The organism is Streptomyces sp. NPDC002577, from assembly GCF_053594815.1.
Genome location: NZ_JBSFWK010000003.1, coordinates 162,484 through 183,436, shown reverse-complemented (window position 1 = coordinate 183,436; position 20,953 = coordinate 162,484). Strand labels below are relative to the sequence as shown.

At 68.4% G+C, this 20,953-nt stretch carries 20 protein-coding genes and 1 pseudogene; 2 read left to right on the top strand and 19 right to left on the bottom strand.

Annotation, left to right across the window (positions count from 1 at the left end):
* Positions 1-28: 28 nt before the first annotated feature.
* From tatC to ACWD4J_RS06450, 10 genes and pseudogenes are all read right to left on the bottom strand, one after another.
* The gene (gene tatC / locus ACWD4J_RS06495) at positions 29-982 is read right to left on the bottom strand and encodes a twin-arginine translocase subunit TatC (protein ID WP_451394175.1); all 954 of its coding nucleotides are present in this window, start codon (positions 980-982) and stop codon (positions 29-31) included.
* Between the two features lie 47 nt (positions 983-1,029).
* Complete coding sequence (tatA, locus tag ACWD4J_RS06490) at positions 1,030-1,317, bottom strand: Sec-independent protein translocase subunit TatA (protein ID WP_451394174.1); 288 nt, start codon at positions 1,315-1,317, stop codon at positions 1,030-1,032.
* A 242-nt stretch (positions 1,318-1,559) separates the two neighbouring features.
* A complete protein-coding gene (locus ACWD4J_RS06485; protein ID WP_451394173.1) occupies positions 1,560-1,751 on the bottom strand; it encodes a hypothetical protein in 192 nt (63 codons plus the stop codon).
* Positions 1,752-1,761: 10 nt separating this feature from the next.
* Entirely contained in the window at positions 1,762-2,004 is a 243-nt protein-coding gene (locus ACWD4J_RS06480; RefSeq protein ID WP_451394362.1) for a hypothetical protein, read from the bottom strand.
* Positions 2,005-2,480: 476 nt separating this feature from the next.
* A pseudogene (locus ACWD4J_RS06475) lies at positions 2,481-3,455 on the bottom strand (helix-turn-helix transcriptional regulator); the annotation flags it as partial.
* Positions 3,456-3,472: 17 nt separating this feature from the next.
* Entirely contained in the window at positions 3,473-4,426 is a 954-nt protein-coding gene (locus tag ACWD4J_RS06470; RefSeq protein ID WP_451394172.1) for a helix-turn-helix transcriptional regulator, read from the bottom strand.
* 189 nt (positions 4,427-4,615) lie between these two features.
* On the bottom strand, positions 4,616-4,990 hold the full coding sequence (locus ACWD4J_RS06465) for an FKBP-type peptidyl-prolyl cis-trans isomerase (protein ID WP_451394171.1): 375 nt from the start codon (positions 4,988-4,990) through the stop codon (positions 4,616-4,618).
* Between the two features lie 43 nt (positions 4,991-5,033).
* Positions 5,034-6,026 (bottom strand): FKBP-type peptidyl-prolyl cis-trans isomerase, encoded by a 993-nt coding sequence (locus tag ACWD4J_RS06460; RefSeq protein ID WP_451394170.1) that lies wholly within the window; start codon positions 6,024-6,026, stop codon positions 5,034-5,036.
* A gap of 115 nt (positions 6,027-6,141) precedes the next feature.
* Entirely contained in the window at positions 6,142-7,503 is a 1,362-nt protein-coding gene (gene pafA, locus ACWD4J_RS06455; RefSeq protein ID WP_351290085.1) for a Pup--protein ligase, read from the bottom strand.
* Between the two features lie 9 nt (positions 7,504-7,512).
* Entirely contained in the window at positions 7,513-8,772 is a 1,260-nt protein-coding gene (locus ACWD4J_RS06450; RefSeq protein WP_451394169.1) for an MFS transporter, read from the bottom strand.
* A 206-nt stretch (positions 8,773-8,978) separates the two neighbouring features.
* Between ACWD4J_RS06450 and ACWD4J_RS06445 the strand changes: the two genes are divergently transcribed.
* The gene (locus ACWD4J_RS06445; protein ID WP_451394168.1) at positions 8,979-9,989 is read left to right on the top strand and encodes a LacI family DNA-binding transcriptional regulator; all 1,011 of its coding nucleotides are present in this window, start codon (positions 8,979-8,981) and stop codon (positions 9,987-9,989) included.
* Between the two features lie 79 nt (positions 9,990-10,068).
* On the opposite strand, the gene prcA is transcribed toward ACWD4J_RS06445, so the two are convergent.
* From prcA to arc, 6 genes are all read right to left on the bottom strand, one after another.
* Entirely contained in the window at positions 10,069-10,827 is a 759-nt protein-coding gene (gene prcA / locus ACWD4J_RS06440; protein ID WP_451394167.1) for a proteasome subunit alpha, read from the bottom strand.
* A 76-nt stretch (positions 10,828-10,903) separates the two neighbouring features.
* Positions 10,904-11,749 carry a proteasome subunit beta gene (prcB, locus tag ACWD4J_RS06435; RefSeq protein WP_451394166.1) on the bottom strand — a complete coding sequence of 282 codons (846 nt, stop codon included), beginning with the start codon at positions 11,747-11,749 and terminating at the stop codon, positions 10,904-10,906.
* Positions 11,701-12,213 (bottom strand): endonuclease domain-containing protein, encoded by a 513-nt coding sequence (locus ACWD4J_RS06430; RefSeq protein ID WP_451394165.1) that lies wholly within the window; start codon positions 12,211-12,213, stop codon positions 11,701-11,703. Before ACWD4J_RS06430 ends, prcB begins: the two co-directional genes overlap by 49 nt.
* 128 nt (positions 12,214-12,341) lie before the next feature.
* Positions 12,342-12,560 carry a ubiquitin-like protein Pup gene (locus ACWD4J_RS06425; RefSeq protein ID WP_060902297.1) on the bottom strand — a complete coding sequence of 73 codons (219 nt, stop codon included), beginning with the start codon at positions 12,558-12,560 and terminating at the stop codon, positions 12,342-12,344.
* A gap of 187 nt (positions 12,561-12,747) precedes the next feature.
* On the bottom strand, positions 12,748-14,259 hold the full coding sequence (gene dop, locus ACWD4J_RS06420; RefSeq protein ID WP_451394164.1) for a depupylase/deamidase Dop: 1,512 nt from the start codon (positions 14,257-14,259) through the stop codon (positions 12,748-12,750).
* A 268-nt stretch (positions 14,260-14,527) separates the two neighbouring features.
* Positions 14,528-16,294, bottom strand: coding sequence for a proteasome ATPase (arc, locus tag ACWD4J_RS06415; protein WP_451394163.1), 1,767 nt, complete (start codon positions 16,292-16,294; stop codon positions 14,528-14,530).
* A gap of 256 nt (positions 16,295-16,550) precedes the next feature.
* Here arc and ACWD4J_RS06410 point away from each other — a divergent pair, with 256 nt between their 5' ends.
* The gene (locus ACWD4J_RS06410; RefSeq protein ID WP_451394162.1) at positions 16,551-16,856 is read left to right on the top strand and encodes a ferredoxin; all 306 of its coding nucleotides are present in this window, start codon (positions 16,551-16,553) and stop codon (positions 16,854-16,856) included.
* 204 nt (positions 16,857-17,060) lie between these two features.
* On the opposite strand, the gene ACWD4J_RS06405 is transcribed toward ACWD4J_RS06410, so the two are convergent.
* From ACWD4J_RS06405 to ACWD4J_RS06395, 3 genes are all read right to left on the bottom strand, one after another.
* Positions 17,061-17,630, bottom strand: a complete 570-nt coding sequence (locus tag ACWD4J_RS06405; protein WP_451394161.1) for a hypothetical protein — start codon at positions 17,628-17,630, stop codon at positions 17,061-17,063.
* A 436-nt stretch (positions 17,631-18,066) separates the two neighbouring features.
* Complete coding sequence (locus tag ACWD4J_RS06400) at positions 18,067-18,969, bottom strand: tRNA (adenine-N1)-methyltransferase (protein ID WP_451394160.1); 903 nt, start codon at positions 18,967-18,969, stop codon at positions 18,067-18,069.
* Between the two features lie 102 nt (positions 18,970-19,071).
* Positions 19,072-20,901: a site-2 protease family protein gene (locus tag ACWD4J_RS06395; RefSeq protein WP_451394159.1), complete on the bottom strand. Its 1,830-nt coding sequence runs from the start codon at positions 20,899-20,901 to the stop codon at positions 19,072-19,074.
* Positions 20,902-20,953: the final 52 nt, after the last annotated feature.

The window sequence follows — 20,953 nt, the reverse complement described above, 5'->3', positions numbered from 1 at the left end:
GACCTTACAGCGAGCCACCCTCATTACGTCAGGTCACGTCGTCGAACCCGTTGATCCGGTCCCGGTCCGAGCTCGCCTGCTCGGGCAGCGCGGGGCTGGCGGAGACGGTCTCGATCTCGCCGATGTCCTCGGGCGTCAGGTCCAGATCGGAGGCCTCGTCGTCGGCGGGCCCCGCGGCCTCGATCCTCGCCCGGCGCCGGTCGTTCATGATCGCAACGCCAGTCGCAACGAAGTACAGCACGGAGATCGGCGCCGCCAGCGCCAGCATCGAGACCGGGTCGGTGCTGGGGGTGGCGATCGCCGCGAAGAGCGTGATGCCCATGACCATGCCGCGCCACCAGCTGAGCATCTTCGCCCCGGAGACGATGCCTCCGAAGTTCAGCACCACGAGCAGCAGTGGCAGCTCGAAAGCCAGGCCGAAGATGATGATCATGCGCATGATGAGCTGGATCAGTTCGTCCAGCGGCAGCTGGTTGTCGCTGCCGATGATGGAGAACTGGAGCATCACCTCCGCCATCTTCGGGAGTGACCAGTACGCGAAGTAGGCACCCAGCAGGAACAGCGGAAAACCGGCACCGACTATGCCCAGCGAGTACTTCTTCTCGTTCTTGTGCAGACCAGGAGCGATGAAGCCCCACAGCTGGTACAGCCAGACCGGCGATGCGAGCACCAGGCCAGATGTGAAGGAGACGGAGAGCGCAAGCGTGAACGGGCTGAGCAGACCGTTCTGCACGATGCGTGCGCAGGTGGTGGTGCCGGTCTCCTGCAACTCCTCGAGGCTCAGCTTGCATCCCACGGCCTGAAGAATCGGATCCGTGAAGAACTGGAGGATGTCCTTGTAGAAAAAGAACGCGAAGACCGTGGTCACGACGACGGCCAGCAGGCTCTTGGCTAGCCGGTTGCGCAACTCACGCAGGTGTTCCGCAAGGGGCATCCGCCCCTCGGGGTCCTTCTCCGTCGTCTTGCGGGCAGACTTGAGCAACCCACGTCCTCATCTCGTGCGGCAGGCCGACTGTCGCCGGCCTTGTGTCAGCGCTGGGTCGAGTCCGTCGGCTCGGTGACCGGCCGGGAGCTGGTCACATCGCCGGGCGCGGCCTGAATGGTGCGCTGAGCCTGGGGCTGCTCGCCGGTGTTCGGCGGGCCGGCCGGAGCGGGCGTGCTGTTGCCCTCCTCCTTCATCGCCTTGGCCTCGCTCTTGAGGATGCGCGCGGACTTGCCGAGCGAGCGCGCCATGTCCGGAAGCTTCTTCGCGCCGAACAGCAGGACGATGACGACGAGGATGAGAATGATCTCGGGTGCGCCGAGCCTTCCGAACATAAGTCTTTACCTTCTCACCGAGGCGGCAGGGGCGGGGTTGCTGCCCGACTGGTCGGACTGCTGTCCGACCACCGTGCTGGCAGCGATCGTAACGCTCAGGGGTGAACGCGGGGCAATCCCTGTGCGTACTCCCAGTCGCGGGCCCGTGCCTCGTTCTCCGGGCCGCGATTCAGCAGCGTACCTGGCGAACCTGGGAAGTAGACAGGGAGCAACTACCCGAGAAGCTTTCGAAAATTCAAAGATTATCCCAGGTCGTGCGCGCGGCACCCGACCGCCGCGCGCTCCAGGTCCTCTGCGGCCCGATGGATACGGCTAGCGGAATCGGTGACCTGACGCCCCAGCCGCTGGGCCTCCACGAAGACCCGGACGGCCAGCACTCCGAGGACAGCAAGTCCACAGAAACCCACAGCGATCGCCAACATCGGCCAGAACATGTCCGTCAGCCTAGACGGTCGAGTGGAGGCGCAGGGTCCGCACTCCGCCGCCGGTGAGGAGTTCCACGATGCGTTCGCCTGCGGGCTTGCGCACGGCGGCGCCGCACTCAGGGCAGGTGAACGAATAGAAGGTGGTGCGGCGGCTGCCGCCGATGGCGAGGCGCAGCGCGCCGGCGGCGAGCTCGAAGCGGGCGCGGCAATCGGGGCAGGCGGCCCTGAATACCACAGGGGCCTGACCGGGCACCTCGGCTATGGCTGCCGGTGCCTCCTGCGTACCGGACGTCGCCGTACCGCTCACAGCGCTTGCTCCCGCCTGTCGGATGGCCGGACCCCGGAGGCTGGGGGCTCTGCCTCAACGGCAGCGGGCGCCTCGGCCTGCTCGGCCGAATCCTGGGCCTCGGCTCCGCCCTTGCCGTACGGCCCGTCGGCCGGTGCGTGTGTGGGCGCTCCGCCCCGCGCACCGGGCACGCCGCTCGGACCACCGGCCGACTGCCCGCCCGGTGCGCTCGCCCGGTCCTCCCCGGCCGGTACGCCCACCGGACCGCCCTGCCTGCCGACGGCGACCTCGGCCGCCGGGCCGGCATCGCCTCCATACCGTCCGCCGGGCGCCTGGTCACCCGGCGTGTCGGCCGGCTCGCCGGCTGGGGTGCCGGTGCCGGTGTGCCCGGCGCGGGGCGCTTCCGGCCGTCCGCCGGTGGGCTCGCCGGCAGGCGGACGCGGCTGGTGGAGGCCGGTGCCGACCGGCTCGTCATAGGCGGCGAGCGCCTCGCGTGCCGCGCGCTGGGCGCTGTCGGCGAGGTCCTGCGGAGAGACGATCCGCCCGTCCCGCCCGAGGCGCAGGGCGAGCCTGCGCAGGCTGGCGGGGTCGGGCGTGCGCAGCGTGATCCGCAGGCCGCCGTCCGGCAGCTCCTCGGCACTGTCGTGCGGGTAGTACTCGGCGACCCAGCGGCCGCCGGGCCCCACCTCGACGACCACCTCGGGATCCTCGGCGGCGGGCTGGACCAGTCCTTCGGAGAGGTCGCGCAGCTCGACCTCGGGCGGGGCGGACGGCTCGTCGAGGATTCTGATCTCCGCGACCCGGTCGAGCCGGAAGGTCCGCCGGGCCTCCGAGCGGCGGCACCAGGCCTCCACATACGTGTGGCCGACGCTCACCAGCCGGATCGGGTCGATCTCACGCTCGGTGAGCTCGTCGCGTGCGGGCGAGTAGTAGCGGATCCACAGTCTGCGCCGCTCGGAGATCGCCCGGTCGACGTCCGCGAAGACGCCGCCCTCGGACTCGAAGGTGACGGACAGCCGGGAGCTGGCGCCGGCCGCCTCGCCTGCCGCGGCCTCCAGCTTCGCCGTGGCGCGCAACAGCGCCTGACGGTCGCTTTCGCGCAGCCCCGGCAGGGTCGCGACGGCACGGGCGGCGACCAGCAGTGCGGTGGCCTCGTCGGCGGCGATCCGCAGCGGCTCGGCAGCCTCTGCGGCGAGGGCGCCTGGGTTGCGCCACCAGATCCGCTCGCCGTCGGTGTCGATGTCGAGCAGGTCTCCGCCGCGGAAGCTCGTCCCGCACAGCGGCAGTACGTCCAGGTCGGAGATCAGCTCGTCCTCGGTGATCCCGAACGCGCGGGCGACGTCGGCGACACGCGCGCCGGGGCGCTCGCGCAGATACGTCACCAGGGAGAGCATCCGCCGGGTCTGGTCGATGGCGTTGGCTGCCATTGCTCAGTACGTCCCTCTCAGCCCTTGGCCACGGCGCGCAGCCGGTCCACGACGTCCGCCCGCAGCTCGGCGGGTTCGAGGACCACCACATCGGGCCCGAACTCCACCAGCCAGGCGTCCAGGCCGTGACCGTACGGAATCTCCAACTCGTCCCAGCCGTCGCCGAGTTCCCTTACGGTGACGGCCTTGGCGCGCAGCGGGTAGCCCGCGCCGGCGCGCAGCCTGATCAGAGCGCTGCGGTCTGCCGTCTCGCCCGCCCAGCTCGCGACGGTCTCCCGGACCGTGACGACGTCCGGCACGGCGGCGGTGAACTTCCCCGGGCGGTTGCGCACCTTTCCGGTGATCCGGGAGAGGCGGAAGACACGCTCGGCGCAGCGCTCGCGGTCCCAGCCGGCCAGGTACCAGTGGCCGCGCCAGCACTCCAGCGCCCAGGGTTCGACCTGGCGCAGTTCGGGTCGGGCCGCGGTGGCCTTGCGGTACTCGAAGGCGACGGGGCGGCGGTCGCGGCAGGCGAGCATCAGCGGTTCGAAGGCCGCCTCGTGCACGGGGATGTGCGGCTCGAGGGCGCCATGGGCCTCGTAGGGGTCGACGTTCTCGGGGAGGCCGGCGGCGCGCAGCTTCTGCAGGGCGCCGCTGGCGGCTCCGGCGAGCCTCGCCTGCTGCCAGACCTTGGCGGCGAGGCCGAGGGCGGCTGCCTCCTCGGCGTCGAGCGTGACGGGCGGCAGCCGGTTGCTGTCGCGGCGGGCCAGGTAGCCGATCTCGCCGTCGAGGTTCTCCACCGTCTCGATGACCAGGCCGAGCTCACGCAGATCGTCCTTGTCCCGCTCGAACATGCGGTTGAAGGAGTCGTCGGAGCCGGCTTCCAGATAGGCCTCGATGGAGCCGCGCAGCTCGCGCTTGCTGAGCGGCCGCCGCGTCCCGAGCAGACACAGCGCCAGATTCATCAGCCGCTCGGCCTTGGAGATGGCCATCGACGCCCTTCCCTATGATGCTTCGATCGTCGACCGTACCGCTCAGCGGTGTCGTGGCAAAAGCCGAGGGCCCATGCCAGAAGGCATGGGCCCCACTCCTGACCGGATGTGATCAAGGCTGCTGACCGGATGTGATCAGCATCGCTGACCGACCGGATCTGATCAGGCAGCTGATCCGAACAGACCGGCTCAGACCGCGACCAGGTCGCAGACGAAGATCAGCGTCTCGCCCGGCTTGATGCGGCCGCCGCCGGCGCCGCGGTCGCCGTAGGCGAGGTGCGCCGGAATGGTCAGCTGGCGGCGCCCGCCGACCTTCATGCCCTGCACGCCCCGGTCCCATCCGGCGATGACCTGGCCGACGCCCAGCTGGAACTGCAGCGGCGTGCCGCGGTTCCAGGACGCGTCGAACTCCTCACCGGTGGAGAAGGCCACGCCCACGTAGTGGACGGAGACGGTGTCGCCCGCCTTGGCCTGCGGGCCGTCGCCCTCCCAGATGTCCTTGATCTCGAGGTCCGCCGGCGGCTCGCCGCCCGGGAAGTCGATCTCGGGCTTCTCGATGCTCACGTGAAATGCTCCTGCTTGGTACGGATGGGCAACGCGGACAGTCTTACATCTTCGCCAGGATGTCGACGGAGAAGACCAGCGTGGAGTCCTTCTTGATGCCGCTGCCGCTCGGCGGGTTGTCGCCGTAGCCCAGGGCCGGCGGGACGACGACGAGAACACGGCTGCCGACCTTCTTGCCGGTCAGGCCCTGCGACCAGCCCTTGACGACCTGCTGCAGCGAGAACGAGGCGAGCTGGCTGCGCGAGTACGTGGAGTCGAACTCCTTCCCACCGTCCCACAGCACCCCCTTGTACTGCACGAGGAGGCTGTCGGTGTCCTTCACCTCCTCGCCGTCGCCCTCGATCACGTAGTTCGCCACGAGGTCCTTCGGGGCGTCCTTCTTCGGCACGTCGATGGACGGGGCCTTGCCGTCGGTGTTCGTGCCGACCTTCGGCAGGTCGGCGTTGTCCTGCGCGACGACCTTGCCCTTCGCGGAGCTCTTGGGGCCGAAGGCGTTCACGATGTCGACGACGAAGACAAGGGTGTCGGTCCCCTTGATACCCGCCTGCGAGTTGCCCTCCGAGCCGTAGCCCATGGACGGCGGAATGGCCAGCTCCACACGGCTGCCGACCTTCTTGCCTACCAGCGCCTGGTCCCATCCGGGAATGACCTGCCCCGCCCCGATCGGGAACACCGAGGGCGCACCGCGGTCGTAGGAGTTGTCGAAGACCTTGGCCGTGCTCCAGATCTGGCCGAGGTAGTGGGCCTGCAGATAGTCGCCCTTGGCAACCTCCGCACCCGAGCCCTCGATCAGGACCTTCACCGCGAGGTCCTTCGACGGCTCACCCGAGCCCTTGGCGACGGTCGGCTTCTCGCCGAACGCCGTACCCGCCGTGACCGCGGGCACCGGCCCGGACACGATCTTCGCGGTGGGCTCCGCCGAGGCGGAAGCGGACGGGCTCTCGGTGGACTTGGCCTTGTCGGCCTTGTCGTCACCACAGCCGGCAAGCGTGAGCAGGCCGGCCGGAACGGCAAGGAGCAGGGAACGTCGGCGCACGGTAAGGGCCTCGTATCGGTCGATCTTGTAGTTGACGTGCGCGCAACTCTACGGGCACACGAGGGCGCCGTACGAGGAACGTACGGCGCCCCGCGTTGCGTACTGCTGTTCCCCGTCACATACCGGCGATCAGCTTCTCCACCCTGTCGTCGACCGAACGGAACGGGTCCTTGCACAGCACGGTGCGCTGCGCCTGGTCGTTGAGCTTGAGGTGCACCCAGTCCACCGTGAAGTCCCGGCGCTGCTCCTGGGCGCGGCGGATGAAGTCACCGCGCAGCCGGGCACGAGTCGTCTGCGGAGGCACCGACTTGCCCTCGAAAATCTTCAAGTCGTTGCAGATACGGGCCGCTTGTCCCTTCTTCTCCAGCAGGTAGTACAGCCCGCGACGGCGGTGGATGTCGTGATAGGCGAGGTCTATCTGCGCGACCCGCGGATGCGACATCGTCATGTTGTGCTTGGCCCGGTACCGCTCGATGAGCTTGTACTTCATCACCCAGTCGATCTCGGTGCCGATCCGGTCGAGGTCCTCCTGCTCGATCGCGTCCAGCGTGCGGCCCCACAGCTCCAGGACCTGCGCGACCGTGCCCGTACGGATACCGCGGCGCTCGCAGAAGTCCAGCGCCTTCTCGTAGTACTCCCGCTGCACCTCGAGCGCGGAGGCCTCCCGGCCGCTGGCCAGCCGCACCTTGCGGCGGCCCGTGATGTCATGACTGACCTCACGGATCGCCCGAATGGGGTTCTCCAGCGTCAGGTCACGCATGACCGTGCCCGCCTCGATCATGCGCAGCACCAGGTCGGTCGCGCCGACCTTCAGCAGCATCGTCGTCTCCGACATGTTCGAGTCGCCGACGATGACGTGCAGCCTGCGGTAACGCTCGGCGTCCGCGTGCGGCTCGTCGCGGGTGTTGATGATGGGCCGGGAGCGGGTCGTGGCGGAGCTGACGCCCTCCCAGATGTGCTCCGCCCGCTGACTCACGCAGTACACGGCGCCGCGCGGCGTCTGCAGCACCTTGCCCGCACCGCACAGCAGCTGCCTGGTGACCAGGAACGGAATGAGAATGTCCGCGAGCCGCGAGAACTCCCCGTGCCGCGCCACCAGATAGTTCTCATGGCAGCCGTAGGAGTTACCCGCCGAGTCGGTGTTGTTCTTGAAGAGATAGACGTCGCCCGCGATTCCCTCCTCGTGCAGGCGGCGTTCGGCGTCCACGAGCAGGCCTTCCAGAATGCGCTCGCCCGCCTTGTCGTGCGTGACAAGCTCGGTCACATTGTCACATTCAGGAGTTGCATATTCCGGATGTGACCCGACGTCCAGATAGAGGCGGGCCCCGTTGCGCAGAAACACATTGCTGCTACGGCCCCATGACACGACACGGCGGAAGAGGTACCGCGCCACCTCGTCGGGAGACAGACGACGCTGTCCCCTGAACGTACACGTGACGCCGTACTCGTTCTCCAGCCCGAAAATGCGGCGGTCCATGACTGAACATTACGCCTGATGCCCAGCCGTGAAACCGGGTTCGACAGCACCGTTTCGATCATTTTCCGATCCGCCCGCCAACTTCCCCGTACCGCCGGGAGCTGCGAGGACCCGCCCACCGGCCAGCAGAACAAGCAGCGCGGCGCCCGCAACGGCCCCCGGAACCGCGAACCCCCACACCGCTCCGCCCCACTCCACCACCGGCCCCACGGCAGCCGTACCCACCGACGCCCCCACCGTGAACGTCGTCACCAGCCACGAGAACGCCTCCGTCACCGTGCCGCTCGGCGCATGCCGGTCCACGATGATGAACGCACACGCGATACACGGCGCCAGAAACACGCCCGCAAGGGCCGTCAACGCCGTCATCCCGACAGCACCCGGCATCAGCATCAGCGGCAGATAGCAGAGCGCGAGCAGCGTCACCAGACCGCGCAACCGCCGCTCCGGCGCACCACTCCACTGCCGCGCCCCGTACACGGCACCACCGGCGAGGGCACCCATCCCGAGCGCGGCCATCAGCCAGCCGTACACCGCATCACCCCCGTGCCCATCGGCGTACGACACCCCGGCCACCGTGATGGACCCGAGCGCCATGCCGATGAACAGGAACGATCCCAGCAGCGCCAGCAGCCCCGGGGAACGCAGCGCGCCCAGCCAGTGCGCCTCCCGGGGCGCCGAGCGCCACGTACGCGACGGCTCCGACACCACCACGGACAGCGCGCCCAGCAGCCCGACGGCATTGATGATCAGCAACGCGGCCTGCGCCGACCACAGCGACACACACAACGTGAGGAGCAGTGGGCCGACCGTGAACATGACCTCCTGCGCCACGGCATCCATCGCGTACGCCGTATGCACCTGGTCCTCACGACGCAGGATCTTCGGCCACAGGGCCCGCAGGCCGCCCTCCAGCGGCGGCGCGAACAGGCCCGCGACGATCACCGAGGCATGCGCCGACCAGAGCCGGTCGGTGCCGACGAAGGAGAAGACCGCGGCACCCAGAGCCGACACGAGAGCCGCGGGCAGCTGCACCCGCGGCTGCCCGTACAGGTCCACGAGCCGCCCCAGCACCGGCTGGCCCACAGCGTTCGCCACCCCGTAGACCGCCGCCAGCGCACCGGCCAGACTGTACGAACCGCCCTCCGCCCGCACGAACAGCACGATCGCGATCGCCGCGGTGGCATTCGGCAGACGTCCCACCAGCGTGCCCACGAGCAGCCGCGCCGCATGCCTCGTCCGGAGAATCTCCGCATATCCCGCGGCCATGCCCTGCCCCGCCCTCTCCCCCGCACCATGGCGCCCGCCGCCCTGCACGAGGTGATCGAAGTTTTACGTATAACGTCGCCGCCATACGTACCATGACCCCAGTTCACAGGTCCACTTCATTGCGCCGGAACCCGCCTCATCGCGCCAGACCCCACCGGACCGGCACGACCCCAAAAGCACACCGCACAGCACGGAAGGAGCCCCCCGTGGCGCGGACCACGAGCAAGGACGTGGCCCGGGCGGCCGGAGTCTCCCAGGCCGCCGTCTCCCTCGTCCTCGGCGACAAATGGCGTGGCCGCGTCTCCGAACCCACCGCCGAACGCGTACGCGACGCCGCCCGGCAACTCGGCTACCGGCCCAACCTCGCCGCCCGCAACCTCCGCCTCGGCCGCACCCGCACCGCACTCCTCGTCGTACCGGCCCTGACCAACGAATTCTTCGCCCGCGTCTACACCGGCGCCGCCCGCATCGCCACCGAACACGGCTTCGGCGTCGTCCTCTACCCCTCACCCGAAGGCACCGGCCCCGCCCGCGACCCCTTCGACTCCGCAGCCGCCGCCCTCGACGGCGTCATCGCCTCCTCCATGGCCGCCGACGCCCTCGCCGCCATCCGCGGCGACGAACTCCCCCTCGTCATGCTCGACAGCAACCCCGAGGACAGCCCCGGCGCCGCCACCGTGAACCTCGACCTCGCCGACGGCATGCGCCAGATCACCGACCACCTCCTCACCCTCGGCCACCGGCACTTCCTGCACATCGCCTCCGCCGTCACCTCCTGGACCTTCGAAGTACGCGCCCAAGCCCTCACCGCCGCGCTCAGGGACGTACCCGGCGCCGACCTGCGCACCATGACCACCGAGCTGAGCATCGACGCCTCACGGGCGGCCACCGAAGCCGCGCTCACCGCCCCGGGCCCCCGGCCCACCGCCCTCATCTGCGACGACGACTTCCTCGCCGTCGGCGCCTGCAAAGCCGCGCGACGACTCGGCCTACGAGTCCCGGACGACGTCTCGGTCGCCGGCTTCGACGACCTCACCCTCGCCACCGCCGTCGACCCGGAACTCACCACCGTCCGCCTACCCGCAGAACACGTCGGCGAGCGAGGCATGACCGCACTCCTCGCCATACTCGACGGGCGGCCCGTAGGCGCCGAGGACCTGCCGGTCCAGCTCGTCGTACGCGACTCGACAGCGCCCCCGCCTGCCGTACAGCCATGACGTGCGGCTGGACCACACACGACCGCGCCCCCGGCCGAATGGCAACGGGGGCGCGACGTACAAGCAGGGCCAGCGAGGGCTACTCGTCCTCGGAATCCTCAACATCGTCCGGCGACACCTTCGTGACCGCCGACGAGCCATCCCCCTCAAGCAGACGCGACAACTGCCGCCCCACAATCCGCCTGAACTTCCGCTTCTGCGGACGCGTACGATCCAGAACCGCCACCTCAAGCCGCTCCGCGGGAATCTCCCGCTCACTGCCATTGGTATCCCGCGACAACGCCTGCACAGCCAGCTTCAAAGCCTCCGCCAGCGTCATACCATCCCGATGACGCTGATCCAGATAACTGCTGATCTGCTCCGCATTACCACCGACCGCGACCGAACCATGCTCGTCCACGATGGACCCGTCATGCGGCAGACGATAGATCTGGTCACCATCGGGAGTCTCCCCCACCTCCGCGACCACCAGCTCCACCTCGTACGGCTTCTCCGCCGCACTCGAGAAGATCGTGCCCAGCGTCTGCGCATACACATTCGCCAGACCACGCGCCGTCACATCATCACGGTCATAGGTGTAACCACGCAGATCGGCATAGCGCACACCGCCGATCCGCAGATTCTCGTACTCGTTGTACTTACCGGCGGCCGCAAAACCGATCCGGTCATAGATCTCGCTGAACTTGTGCAGCGCACGGGACGGGTTCTCACCGACGAACACGATGCCGTCGGTGTACTGCAGCACGACCAGGCTGCGACCGCGGGCAATACCCTTCCGGGCATACTCGGCCCGGTCGGCCATCGCCTGCTGGGGTGAGACATAGAACGGCGTCGACACCGGCTGTCCGTCCCTTTCTGTCAGTGGTTCTGTCAGTCACACAAAAGGACCCGCAAACGGATCCGACAGATACGGATCAAAGCAGAGCGGCCCGCGGACCGTCAGGCTGCTCCAGGCGCCGCTCCAGAATCGACCGCGCGATCTGAGAGGACTCATCGTCGGTCAGCTTCCGGAACCCGTCATCGGTGATCACAGTGACAATCGGATAAATCCGGCGAGCAACATCCGGACCACCGGTCGCCGAATCGTCATCAGCCGCGTCATACAGAGCCTGCACCACAAGCGTCGTGGCCTGCTCCTCGGTCAGATCCTCGCGGTACAGCTTCTTCATCGCCCCACGCGCGAAGAGCGAACCCGAACCCGTGGCCGCATAGCCATGCTCCTCGGAACGGCCACCCGTCACGTCGTACGAGAAGATCCGCCCCTTCTCACGATCCACGTCATACCCAGCGAAGAGCGGAACCACCGCCAGCCCCTGCATGGCCATACCGAGGTTCGAGCGGATCATCGTGGAGAGCCGGTTCGCCTTGCCCTCCAGCGAGAGCTGCGTCCCCTCCACCTTCTCGAAATGCTCCAGCTCCAGCTGGAACAGCTTCACCATCTCCACAGCCAGACCGGCCGTACCGGCGATACCCACCGCCGAATACTCATCGGCCGGGAACACCTTCTCGATGTCCCGCTGCGCGATGACATTGCCCATCGTCGCCCGCCGGTCACCGGCGAGCACCACACCCCCGGGGAACGACACAGCGACGATCGTCGTGCCGTGCGGCGCCTCGATCACACCCTGCACGGGCGGCAGCGACCGCTTGCCCGGCAGCATCTCCGGCTGGTGCTCGGACAGGAAGTCCATGAAGGACGAGGACCCAGGCGTCAGGAAGGCAGCTGGTAGACGCCCGGTGCTACGAGTGTTGGCTTCCACGGGTTCCCTTCCACATAAGCAGCGGCCCGCCTCATGGCGTCCGGTTGATCCTTGAACTGTCCCAGAGCCGCGTTGCAGCTGAAGCACAGTACGCCACGGACCTTACCCGTCTCATGGCAGTGATCCACATGCTCAGGCCGAGCCGACAAACAGATCACGCAGACCCCGCCTTGCCCAGCGATCAAGCCCTCCAACTCGTCCGGCGTCAAGCCGTACTTGCGCCTGAAGTAGCTCACGCGATTTCGCTGCGCGCGGCACTCGCGGCAGTAGCTTGCCCAGCCATCAGATGAGGACTTGTTGCGCTCCCACTGATCATGCGGCTTCACCTCACCACATTGCGGGCAGCGCTTGAACCCTTCAGGAACCGACACCTTAGGCCGGACCCTCTTTCCCTTGGCCTCTTGACGCTGCCGGTAATACTCCGCAGAGCACTCCCGGCAGTACACCTGGAGACCATCACCCATGGACTTGTTACTGGCGAACGCTGCCCGCGGCTTGCTCTCGCTGCACCGCGAGCAGCGTTTCATCCCCGGTTCTTCGGACACTTCTTCGGCCGCCCCCACCCAACCTTTGATTCGAAGGTCAAAAGACTCTACTGGCCGCCTTTTTGCACGAAGGACCTCACGAAATCCTCAGCATTCTCTTCGAGCACATCATCGATTTCGTCGAGAACGGAGTCCACGTCGTCGCTGAGCTTCTCCTGCCGCTCCTTGAGGTCATCCGAGACCTGCGCGTCCTGCGCCTGCTCCTCGACCTCCTCCGTGGAGCGCGTCGCCTTCTGCTGGCCGCCGCCGGTGTCCTTGGTCGCCATAACCCTCACCCCGCTCGATTCGCCCGACTCGGTTCGATCGGTCAAGATCAGACCCTACAAGCAGGGTCCGACATCGGCCCCGCCGTTGTTACAACGTCCGGGGACCACCTCGATGATTCCCGGACGCGGTCCTTTTCAGCCGCGGCAGCCCCGGTTCGTTGCGGGGCTGCCGGCACGGTCTGCCCTGTCAGCCGCCGGAGAGGACCCTGACCAGATCCTCCGCCGTGCGGCACCGGTCAAGGAGCTCCTTGACGTGATTACGCGTTCCGCGAAGCGGTTCCAGGGTGGGTACCCGTTGGAGTGAGTCGCGGCCCGGGAGGTCGAAGATCACGGAGTCCCAGGAGGCGGCGGCGACGTCGTCGGCGTACTGCTCGAGGCAGCGGCCGCGGAAGTAGGCGCGGGTGTCCTCCGGGGGCTTCGCCTCGGCCCGTTCGACGGTCTCCTCGTCCAGGAGCCGCTTCATCTTGCCGCGGGCGACGAGACGGTTGTAGAGGCCCTTGTCGGGGCGTACGTCGGCGTACTGCAGGTCGATGAGCTGCAGGCGTGCGGCGTCCCAGTCGATGTTGTCGCGGCGTCGGTAGCCTTCCATGAGTTCTCGTTTGGTGACCCAGTCGAGTTCGCCGGAGAGGCTCATGGGGTTGTGTTCGAGGCGGTTGAGGACGTCTTCCCAGCGGGTGAGGACGTCTTTGGTCTGGTCGTCGGCGTCGGCGCCGTAGCGTTCTTCGACGTATTTGCGGGCGAGCTCGTAGTACTCCATCTGGAGCTGGACGGCGGTGAGTGTGCGTCCGCTGCGGAGAGTGACGAGACGCTGCAGGGTGGGGTCGTGGGAGACCTGGTGCAGGGTGCGTACCGGCTGGTCGACGGCGAGGTCGACGGCGATGAAGCCGTCTTCGATCATGGAGAGGACCAGTGCGGTGGTGCCCAGTTTGAGGTAGGTGGAGATTTCGGAGAGGTTGGCGTCTCCGATGATGACGTGGAGCCTGCGGTATTTCTCGGCGTCGGCGTGGGGTTCGTCGCGGGTGTTGATGATGGGGCGTTTGAGGGTGGTTTCGAGGCCGACTTCGACTTCGAAGTAGTCGGCTCGTTGGCTGATCTGGAAGCCGTGTTCGTGGCCGTCCTGGCCGATGCCGACGCGGCCGGCGCCGGTGACGACCTGGCGGGTGACGAAGAAGGGGGTGAGGTGGCGCACGATGTCGGAGAAGGGGGTTTCCCGCTTCATCAGGTAGTTCTCGTGCGTGCCGTAGCTGGCGCCTTTGTTGTCGGTGTTGTTTTTGTAGAGGTGGATGGGCTGGGCGCCGGGGAGCTGGGCGGCGCGTTCGGCGGCTTCGGCCATGATGCGTTCGCCGGCTTTGTCCCAGAGGACGGCGTCCAGGGGGTTGGTGACTTCGGGGGCGCTGTATTCGGGGTGTGCGTGGTCGACGTAGAGGCGTGCCCCGTTGGTGAGGATGACGTTGGCGAGGCCGATGTCCTCGTCGGTGAGCTGGCTGGCGTCGGCGGCTTCGCGAGCGAGGTCGAAGCCTCGCGCGTCGCGCAGCGGGTTCTCCTCTTCGAAGTCCCATCGGGCGCGGCGCGCCCGGTGCATCGCCGCCGCGTATGCGTTGACGATTTGGGACGAGGTGAGCATGGCATTGGCGTTGGGGTGGCCGGGGACGGAGATTCCGTACTCCGTCTCGATGCCCATTACTCGCCGTACGGTCATGCGGCCCTCCTTGCCCGGCGGCGCCCTCGGTCGGGGGCGGCGCTCAAGTACCGCTGGTGCTCCGGTGCGTGTGCGGTGCCCGTCCCCGCACTGCGCGACTCGGCGGTACCGACGAGCCTAGAACGCCTTTGCGCTGGTGGGGAGATCATTTTCGTCTTTGCTCTCGCTCGGGTGTCGACACGGGTGAGGGGCTGTGTGCGGTCTGTCAGTATCAAGAAAGCAGTCGGCTGCGGGTTCCTGTGGAGGACACCCGCAGCCGTCCTGTCTTTTAGAGGTACTGACCGGTGTTTGCCACTGTGTCGATGGAGCGTCCGGTGTCTGCGCCCTGTTTTCCGGTGACGAGGGTGCGGATGTAGACGATCCGTTCGCCCTTCTTTCCGGAGATGCGTGCCCAGTCGTCCGGGTTTGTGGTGTTCGGCAGGTCTTCGTTCTCCTTGAACTCGTCCACGCATGCCTGGAGGAGGTGGGAGACGCGGAGGCCTTTCTGGTTTTGTTCGAGGAAGGCCTTGATGGCCATTTTCTTGGCGCGTCCGACGATGTTTTCGATCATTGCGCCGGAGTTGAAGTCCTTGAAGTAGAGGACTTCCTTGTCGCCGTTGGCGTATGTGACCTCGAGGAAGCGGTTTTCCTCGGATTCGGCGTACATCTGCTCGACGACGGACTGGATCATGCCGTGCACGGTGGCGGACTTGTCATGGCCGTGTTCGGCCAGGTCGTCGCCGTGCAGGGGGAGGCGTTCGGTGAGGTACTTGGCGAAGATGTCCTTCGCCGCCTCGGCGTCCGGCCGCTCGATCTTGATCTTCACGTCCAGGCGCCCGGGGCGCAGGATCGCGGGGTCGATCATGTCTTCGCGGTTGGAGGCGCCGATGACGATGACGTTCTCGAGGCCTTCCACGCCGTCGATCTCGGCGAGCAGCTGGGGGACGATGGTGTTCTCCACGTCCGAGCTGACGCCGGAGCCCCGGGTGCGGAAGAGGGATTCCATCTCGTCGAAGAAGACGATGACGGGTGTGCCCTCGCTGGCCTTTTCGCGTGCTCGTTGGAAGACCAGGCGGATGTGGCGCTCGGTCTCGCCGACGTACTTGTTGAGGAGCTCGGGGCCCTTGATGTTCAGGAAGTACGACTTTCCGGCGGGCTGGCCGGTCACCTCGGCGACCTTCTTGGCAAGGGAATTGGCGACGGCCTTGGCGATGAGTGTCTTGCCGCAGCCGGGCGGGCCGTAGAGCAGGACACCCTTGGGCGGGCGCAGCTCGTGCTCCTTGAAGAGGTCGGGGTAGAGGTAGGGGAGCTCCACCGCGTCCCGGATCAGCTCGATCTGGCCGCCGAGGCCGCCGATCTTCTCGTAGGTGATGTCCGGGACTTCTTCGAGGACCAGTTCTTCGACCTCGCTCTTGGGCACGACCTCGTAGACGTAGCCCGATCGGGGTTCGAGCAGGAGGGCGTCGCCGGGGCGGATGGTGACGTCCAGCAGCGGCTCGGCGAGCCGTACCACCCGTTCCTCGTCGGTGTGCCCGAGCACCAGGGCGCGCTCGCCGTCCTCGAGGATCTCCTTGAGGGTGACGATGTCCCCGACGCGCTCGAACTCCATGGCTTCGACCACGTTGAGCGCTTCGTTGAGCATGACTTCCTGGCCGCGCCTGAGCTCGTCGAGCTCGACGCTGGGGCTGACGTTCACCCGGAGCTTGCGGCCGCCGGTGAAGATGTCAGCGGTGCCGTCCTCGTTCGCCGTGAGGAAGACACCGAAGCCGGCCGGCGGCTGTGCGAGCCGGTCGACCTCCTCCTTGAGGGCCACGATCTGGTCTCGGGCCTCACGGAGCGTGTTCGCGAGCCGCTCGTTCTGTGCGGACACGCCGGCCAGGTTGGTCTGCAGCTCGACGATCCGCTCTTCGAGAATTCTCGTATGGCGCGGAGAGTCGGCGAGCTTGCGGCGCAGGACGGCGATTTCCTGCTCGAGATAGGCAATCTGACCGGCAGGGTCGTCGGACCCTCGACCCGGGCGGATGCCGCGGTTGATGTCGTCGTCGTGGGCTGCCACGGTCCTCACCTCCTCCAAAGGGAGCTGGACGCTTCCAGACCCTACCTGGGTGGGTGTCGATTGAAACCCCTAGATCACAAAGACGGTCGGGGTGTGTCCGATCTTCACCCTTGCGCTGCCCTTCACGCCAGGGGAATACCCACCCAACAACATCGGAAAGCGGGCGGTTGTATCGTCGGAGCGTTCAACACCCGTCAGACCTGGCCCGACTTGCTAGGGGGGCCGGTGGTCTCGGCGAAGGGAAATGGCAGGAGATATGACCGTGCAGGACGAGGCGGCCGCCGGCAGTGAGGCTCTGGAGGTCTGGATCGACCAGGACCTGTGCACCGGCGACGGGATCTGCGCCCAGTATGCACCGGAGGTCTTCGAGCTGGACATCGATGGTCTGGCCTATGTGAAGAGCTCTGCCGATGAGCTTCTGCAGACTCCGGGGGCCGCAACGCCCGTTCCGCTGCCGCTTCTGCGGGATGTGACCGACTCGGCCAGGGAATGCCCGGGTGAGTGCATTCATGTACGCCGCATTTCGGACAGGGTAGAGGTGTACGGCCCGGACGCTGAGTGACGGCGCAGCTGCGCAGCGCCATGAAAGCGAGGGGCCCGGGCGGTGGTGTCACCGCCCGGGCCCTTTTGCTGTGTCTGATGCGTCACATTTTCTCTGTGGGTGCCTGTGCGCCTGTGCGCCTGTGCGCGGCCGCGGCCGGGCCGGCTGTGCGCCGCGGGTCGGCGGCGGGGCGGTGTTGGGCGTGCTGCCGTCGCCGCCGTTGGGTCAGGCGCCTTGCGCGCCTGCGGGTGTGGAGCGGATGAACGCGCCGTTCTTCCACTGCCACTTGGCTCTCTGCTGCAGGTCGGGGCAGCAACTGGGTACGTCGGGCGACGAGTAGCCGAGCAGGGTGGCGGTGACGGCTGCGTGCTCGACGGCGAAGTCGGAGACGGTGAGGCGGTCCTTGGGGTCGACGAGTGTGGCCACGACACGGGGGGCGGCGTGCGCGTCGGTGGGCTGCGTGATCACGTAGACGCCGTTGGGCGGGGTGCCCGAGCCCGCGTCGCAGCGCACCACGGCGACGGTCTCGGGGCTGCCGTCGCCGTCGAGGTCCCCGGACGCCTTCTTCTGCACCACGGTCTTGGCGGAGCCGCAGTTGAGGCCGAAGTCGACGGTGGCCGGGTCCGGGGCGTGGGCCGCGGTGGAGTGGCGGGTTTCCGGCTGGGCGGCGGTGGCGGCTTCGGTCTGGAAGAAGGAGGAGCCCGCGACGACTGCGGCGAGGGCGGTGGCGGTGGCCACCCAGTGGATCGGGCGGGTTTGGGTGTGTGCCAGTTCCGGGACGGCGGATTGCTGCACTAGGAGCGTCTCCTGTGAGGGCTGTGCCGGTGGGGGTGGCCAGCATGGTGCCATACCTCACACTGCGGCGGAACGGCGGGGTCCGGTGGAGCTGGCGACACATCAAGCAAAAGGCCTCACGGACGAGTTCTCGGACGGTGCGCGGGAACTCGGCGGAGGGCTGTGTCCGTTGAAGTGCTTGTCCGTTGAAGTGCCGCCCGGTGGCCTGGTGTGCGGGGGCTTCCTTGCGGCTCTTCTTCGAGGGGTCGCTTCGCGGGTCCTCGTCACTCGGGTGCGGCGTGCTGGGCCTGGTGCGCTGGGGTTGAGTCCTGCGCGCCCCGTGGTGGGAGGCGTGCGGGACGCAGGTCCAGGGGCGCGGGCCGACGGAGGGCCGACGAAGGGCCGCCGGCTGTGTCGGTGCGGCGGCCCTTGAGTCGTGCGGTCGACGGCCCGTGCGTCAGCGGGCCATGCCTCCGTCGGCGTTCGGTCCGGCGTAGTCCTCGCCGTAGGCGCCCTTCGCCGGGCGGCGCCGGCGCGTGGGGGGCTCCACGCCGTCGGCGAGGCGGCGGGCGGTGAGCAGGAAGCCGGTGTGGCCGATCATCCGGTGGTCGGGGCGGACGGCGAGGCCCTCGATGTGCCAGTTGCGGATCATCGTCTCCCAGGCGGTCGGCTCGTTGAAGCAGCCGATCTCGCGGATGGACTCGACGGTCCGGGCGAGCTGGGTGGTGGTCGCCACGTAGCAGCAGAGGATGCCGCCGGGGACGAGCGCCTTGGAGACGGCTTCCAGGCACTCCCAGGGGGCGAGCATGTCGAGGATGACGCGGTCGACGTCGGTGTCCGTCAGGTTGTCCTGGAGGTCGCCCACGGTGAGCTGCCAGGCGGGGTGCGGGCCGCCGAAGTAGCGCTCCACGTTCTGCCGGGCGATGTCGGCGAAGTCCTCGCGGCGCTCGTAGCTGTGCAGCATGCCGTGGTCGCCGATGGCGCGCAGCAGGAAGCTGCTGAGCGAGCCGGAGCCGACGCCCGCTTCGACGACGCGTGCGCCGGAGAAGATGTCGGCGAAGGCGAGGATCTGCCCCGCGTCCTTGGGGTAGACCACGGCGGCGCCGCGGGGCATGGACAGGACGTAGTCGGGGAGCAGGGGGCGCAGCGCGAGATAGGCGACGTTCCCCGTGGTGCGGACAACGCTGCCCTCGGGAGCGCCGATCAGCTCGTCGTGCGGGAAGGACCCCTTGTGGGTGTGGAAGTTCTTCCCGGCCTCGAGCGTGAACGTGTAGTGGCGGCCCTTGGGGTCGGTCAGCTGTACCTGGTCCCCGACCTTGAAGGGCCCGCGCCTGCGGGCGGCACCGGTCGGTTCGGACATGTGACCAGCCTACCGGTCCTGGCCGGGGCCGCTGACCATGAGGGGGCGCGGGCCCGGGCGACCCACGACACAGGCTCTTGCGCCCCGGAGGTGCACCGAGCCCTAAGAAGAGGGCGTCCGGGCCATCGCTTTGACGAAGGCCCGTTCGACGTCGGCCGCGGACAGCACTCCGTAGATCTCCCCGGTGTCCTCGAGCACCAGGTACTCGGTGGCGGGTGTCGCGCGCAGCGCGTCGAGGAGTTCCTCGCCGGCGAGCTCTGCGGAGACCCGCATGCCGTCGGTCAGCTCCTGTGCCAGACCGCTGACCGCGACCCAGGGCCTGCGGTGCTCGGGCACGCCGACGATGGCTGCCTCGCGCACCACCGAGAGCGGGTCGCCGTGCGCGTCGACCACGACGAGGGCGCGGGCTCCCGCCTCGTTCGCGCGACGCAGGGCCTCGGAGAGCGGGGTGTCGGTGGTGACCGGGACGGCCCGCCGGGTCAGGGTGCGGGCGCGCAGCTCGGGCAGGTGTTCGCGGAGCCGGGCCATCCGGAGGCTGTTGCCGGCGCCGGTCCAGATGATCGCGGCGAGGATCGCGGCGAGCAGGGCGTCCGTGACGGTGTCCATGCCGCTGATCTCCTCGGCGCCGGAGCCGAGGGTTCCGGACTGGGTGAGCATCGGCAGCCCGACGAGTACGGAGATCGCCAGGGCGCGGCCCACCCAGGCCGCGGCGACCGTACCGCTCATGGGCTTGCCGGTGATCTTCCAGACGACGGCGCGCAGCATGCGGCCGCCGTCCAGGGGCAGCCCGGGGAGGAGGTTGAAGGCCGCCACGATCAGGTTGGAGATCATCAAGCCCGCGAGGAGCACGCCCGGCACGGTGCCCGGCTCGACGGTCTGCATGCCGGCGTAGAAGACCGCGGCGAGCACGAGCGAGAGCAGCGGCCCGACGAAGGCCAGGACGAACTCGCGGCCAGGTGTGTCGGACTCCTTCTCGATCTCGGACACTCCGCCGAAGAACTGCAGCTGGATGCGGCGTACGGGCAGTTTGAAGCGGAGCGCCGCGACCGTGTGGGCCAGCTCGTGGACGAGTACGGACGCGTAGAAGGCGACCGCGAAGAAGAGGGAGACGAGATAGCGGGCGGCACCGAGTTCCGGCAGCACACGGTCGAGCTGTCCGCCGAAGACCCAGGTGATCAGGGCCGCGACGAGGAACCAGCTGGGGGCGACGTAGACGGGCACGCCGAAGGGCCGTCCCATGAGCAGCCCGCCGCCGGGCCCCCGCGGCGGCTTTCCCGGCCCGCCCTGGCCGGGTCCCGTCTGCGGTCCCTGGCCTCCCGGCCGGCCCGCGGACCCGGGATCGCCGGCCGGAGATCCGGCAGGCCCGTCGGCGTGATTACGGCCACCCTCACGGTCACCGGCCTGCCGCTCCGCTGCCGCCCCGCCCGAAGACCTTGCGGGTCCGACGTCCGAGGGCTCGCCGGGCCCGCTGGGGTGCGGCTCCGCAGGGGCCCCTTCTTGCGAGTCCGGGTCCGCCGTACCGGCTTTGGTGACCTGTCCCGTGCCGCCGTCGCTCTGGCGCTCGCCGGAGGCGTCGCTCGGCCGGTCCGTGGCGGCGGTGGGCCCCGTCTGGTCCGCCACCCCGCGCCCCGCCTGCCCGGCCTGGTCGTCGCTCGGCGTCTCGGAGCCGGAAGGGGAGGACGGGCCCGAAGGCGCGTCCTGAGCCGAAGGACCCGGCCGGGTCGAAGGCGCGGGCGAGGCGTCGTCCCCGGTGCCCGCGGGCGGTACCGGCCGCTCGGGCCGGGCGTCGGCGCCGTCCGGGCGTGACGGAACGATGCGGCGCTCGTCCGCTTCGCTGTTGCCCGACCGCGGCTGTCCGCGCCCGCCGCTCTCGTCCACGGTGTCCCCTCGTTCGAAGCGTCCCTCACTCCTGCTGTCGCCTGTCGCGGTCATGCAGGGCGAGTGGGTCTGCTCGTCGATGGTATGCGGCCGCTCTTGCACGTTC

Coding starts and splice junctions, on each gene's coding strand:
- ACWD4J_RS06425 (WP_060902297.1), bottom strand. CDS start 12,560: ATGGCGACCAAGGACACCGGCGGCGGCCAGCAGAAGGCGACGCGCTCC.
- ACWD4J_RS06470 (WP_451394172.1), bottom strand. CDS start 4,426: ATGGCCATCTCCAAGGCCGAGCGGCTGATGAATCTGGCGCTGTGTCTG.
- ACWD4J_RS06430 (WP_451394165.1), bottom strand. CDS start 12,213: ATGGGTGATGGTCTCCAGGTGTACTGCCGGGAGTGCTCTGCGGAGTAT.
- ACWD4J_RS06485 (WP_451394173.1), bottom strand. CDS start 1,751: ATGTTCTGGCCGATGTTGGCGATCGCTGTGGGTTTCTGTGGACTTGCT.
- ACWD4J_RS06400 (WP_451394160.1), bottom strand. CDS start 18,969: ATGTCCGAACCGACCGGTGCCGCCCGCAGGCGCGGGCCCTTCAAGGTC.
- ACWD4J_RS06410 (WP_451394162.1), top strand. CDS start 16,551: ATGACCGTGCAGGACGAGGCGGCCGCCGGCAGTGAGGCTCTGGAGGTC.
- tatA (WP_451394174.1), bottom strand. CDS start 1,317: ATGTTCGGAAGGCTCGGCGCACCCGAGATCATTCTCATCCTCGTCGTC.
- ACWD4J_RS06395 (WP_451394159.1), bottom strand. CDS start 20,901: ATGACCGCGACAGGCGACAGCAGGAGTGAGGGACGCTTCGAACGAGGG.
- pafA (WP_351290085.1), bottom strand. CDS start 7,503: ATGGACCGCCGCATTTTCGGGCTGGAGAACGAGTACGGCGTCACGTGT.
- dop (WP_451394164.1), bottom strand. CDS start 14,259: ATGACCGTACGGCGAGTAATGGGCATCGAGACGGAGTACGGAATCTCC.
- ACWD4J_RS06450 (WP_451394169.1), bottom strand. CDS start 8,772: ATGGCCGCGGGATATGCGGAGATTCTCCGGACGAGGCATGCGGCGCGG.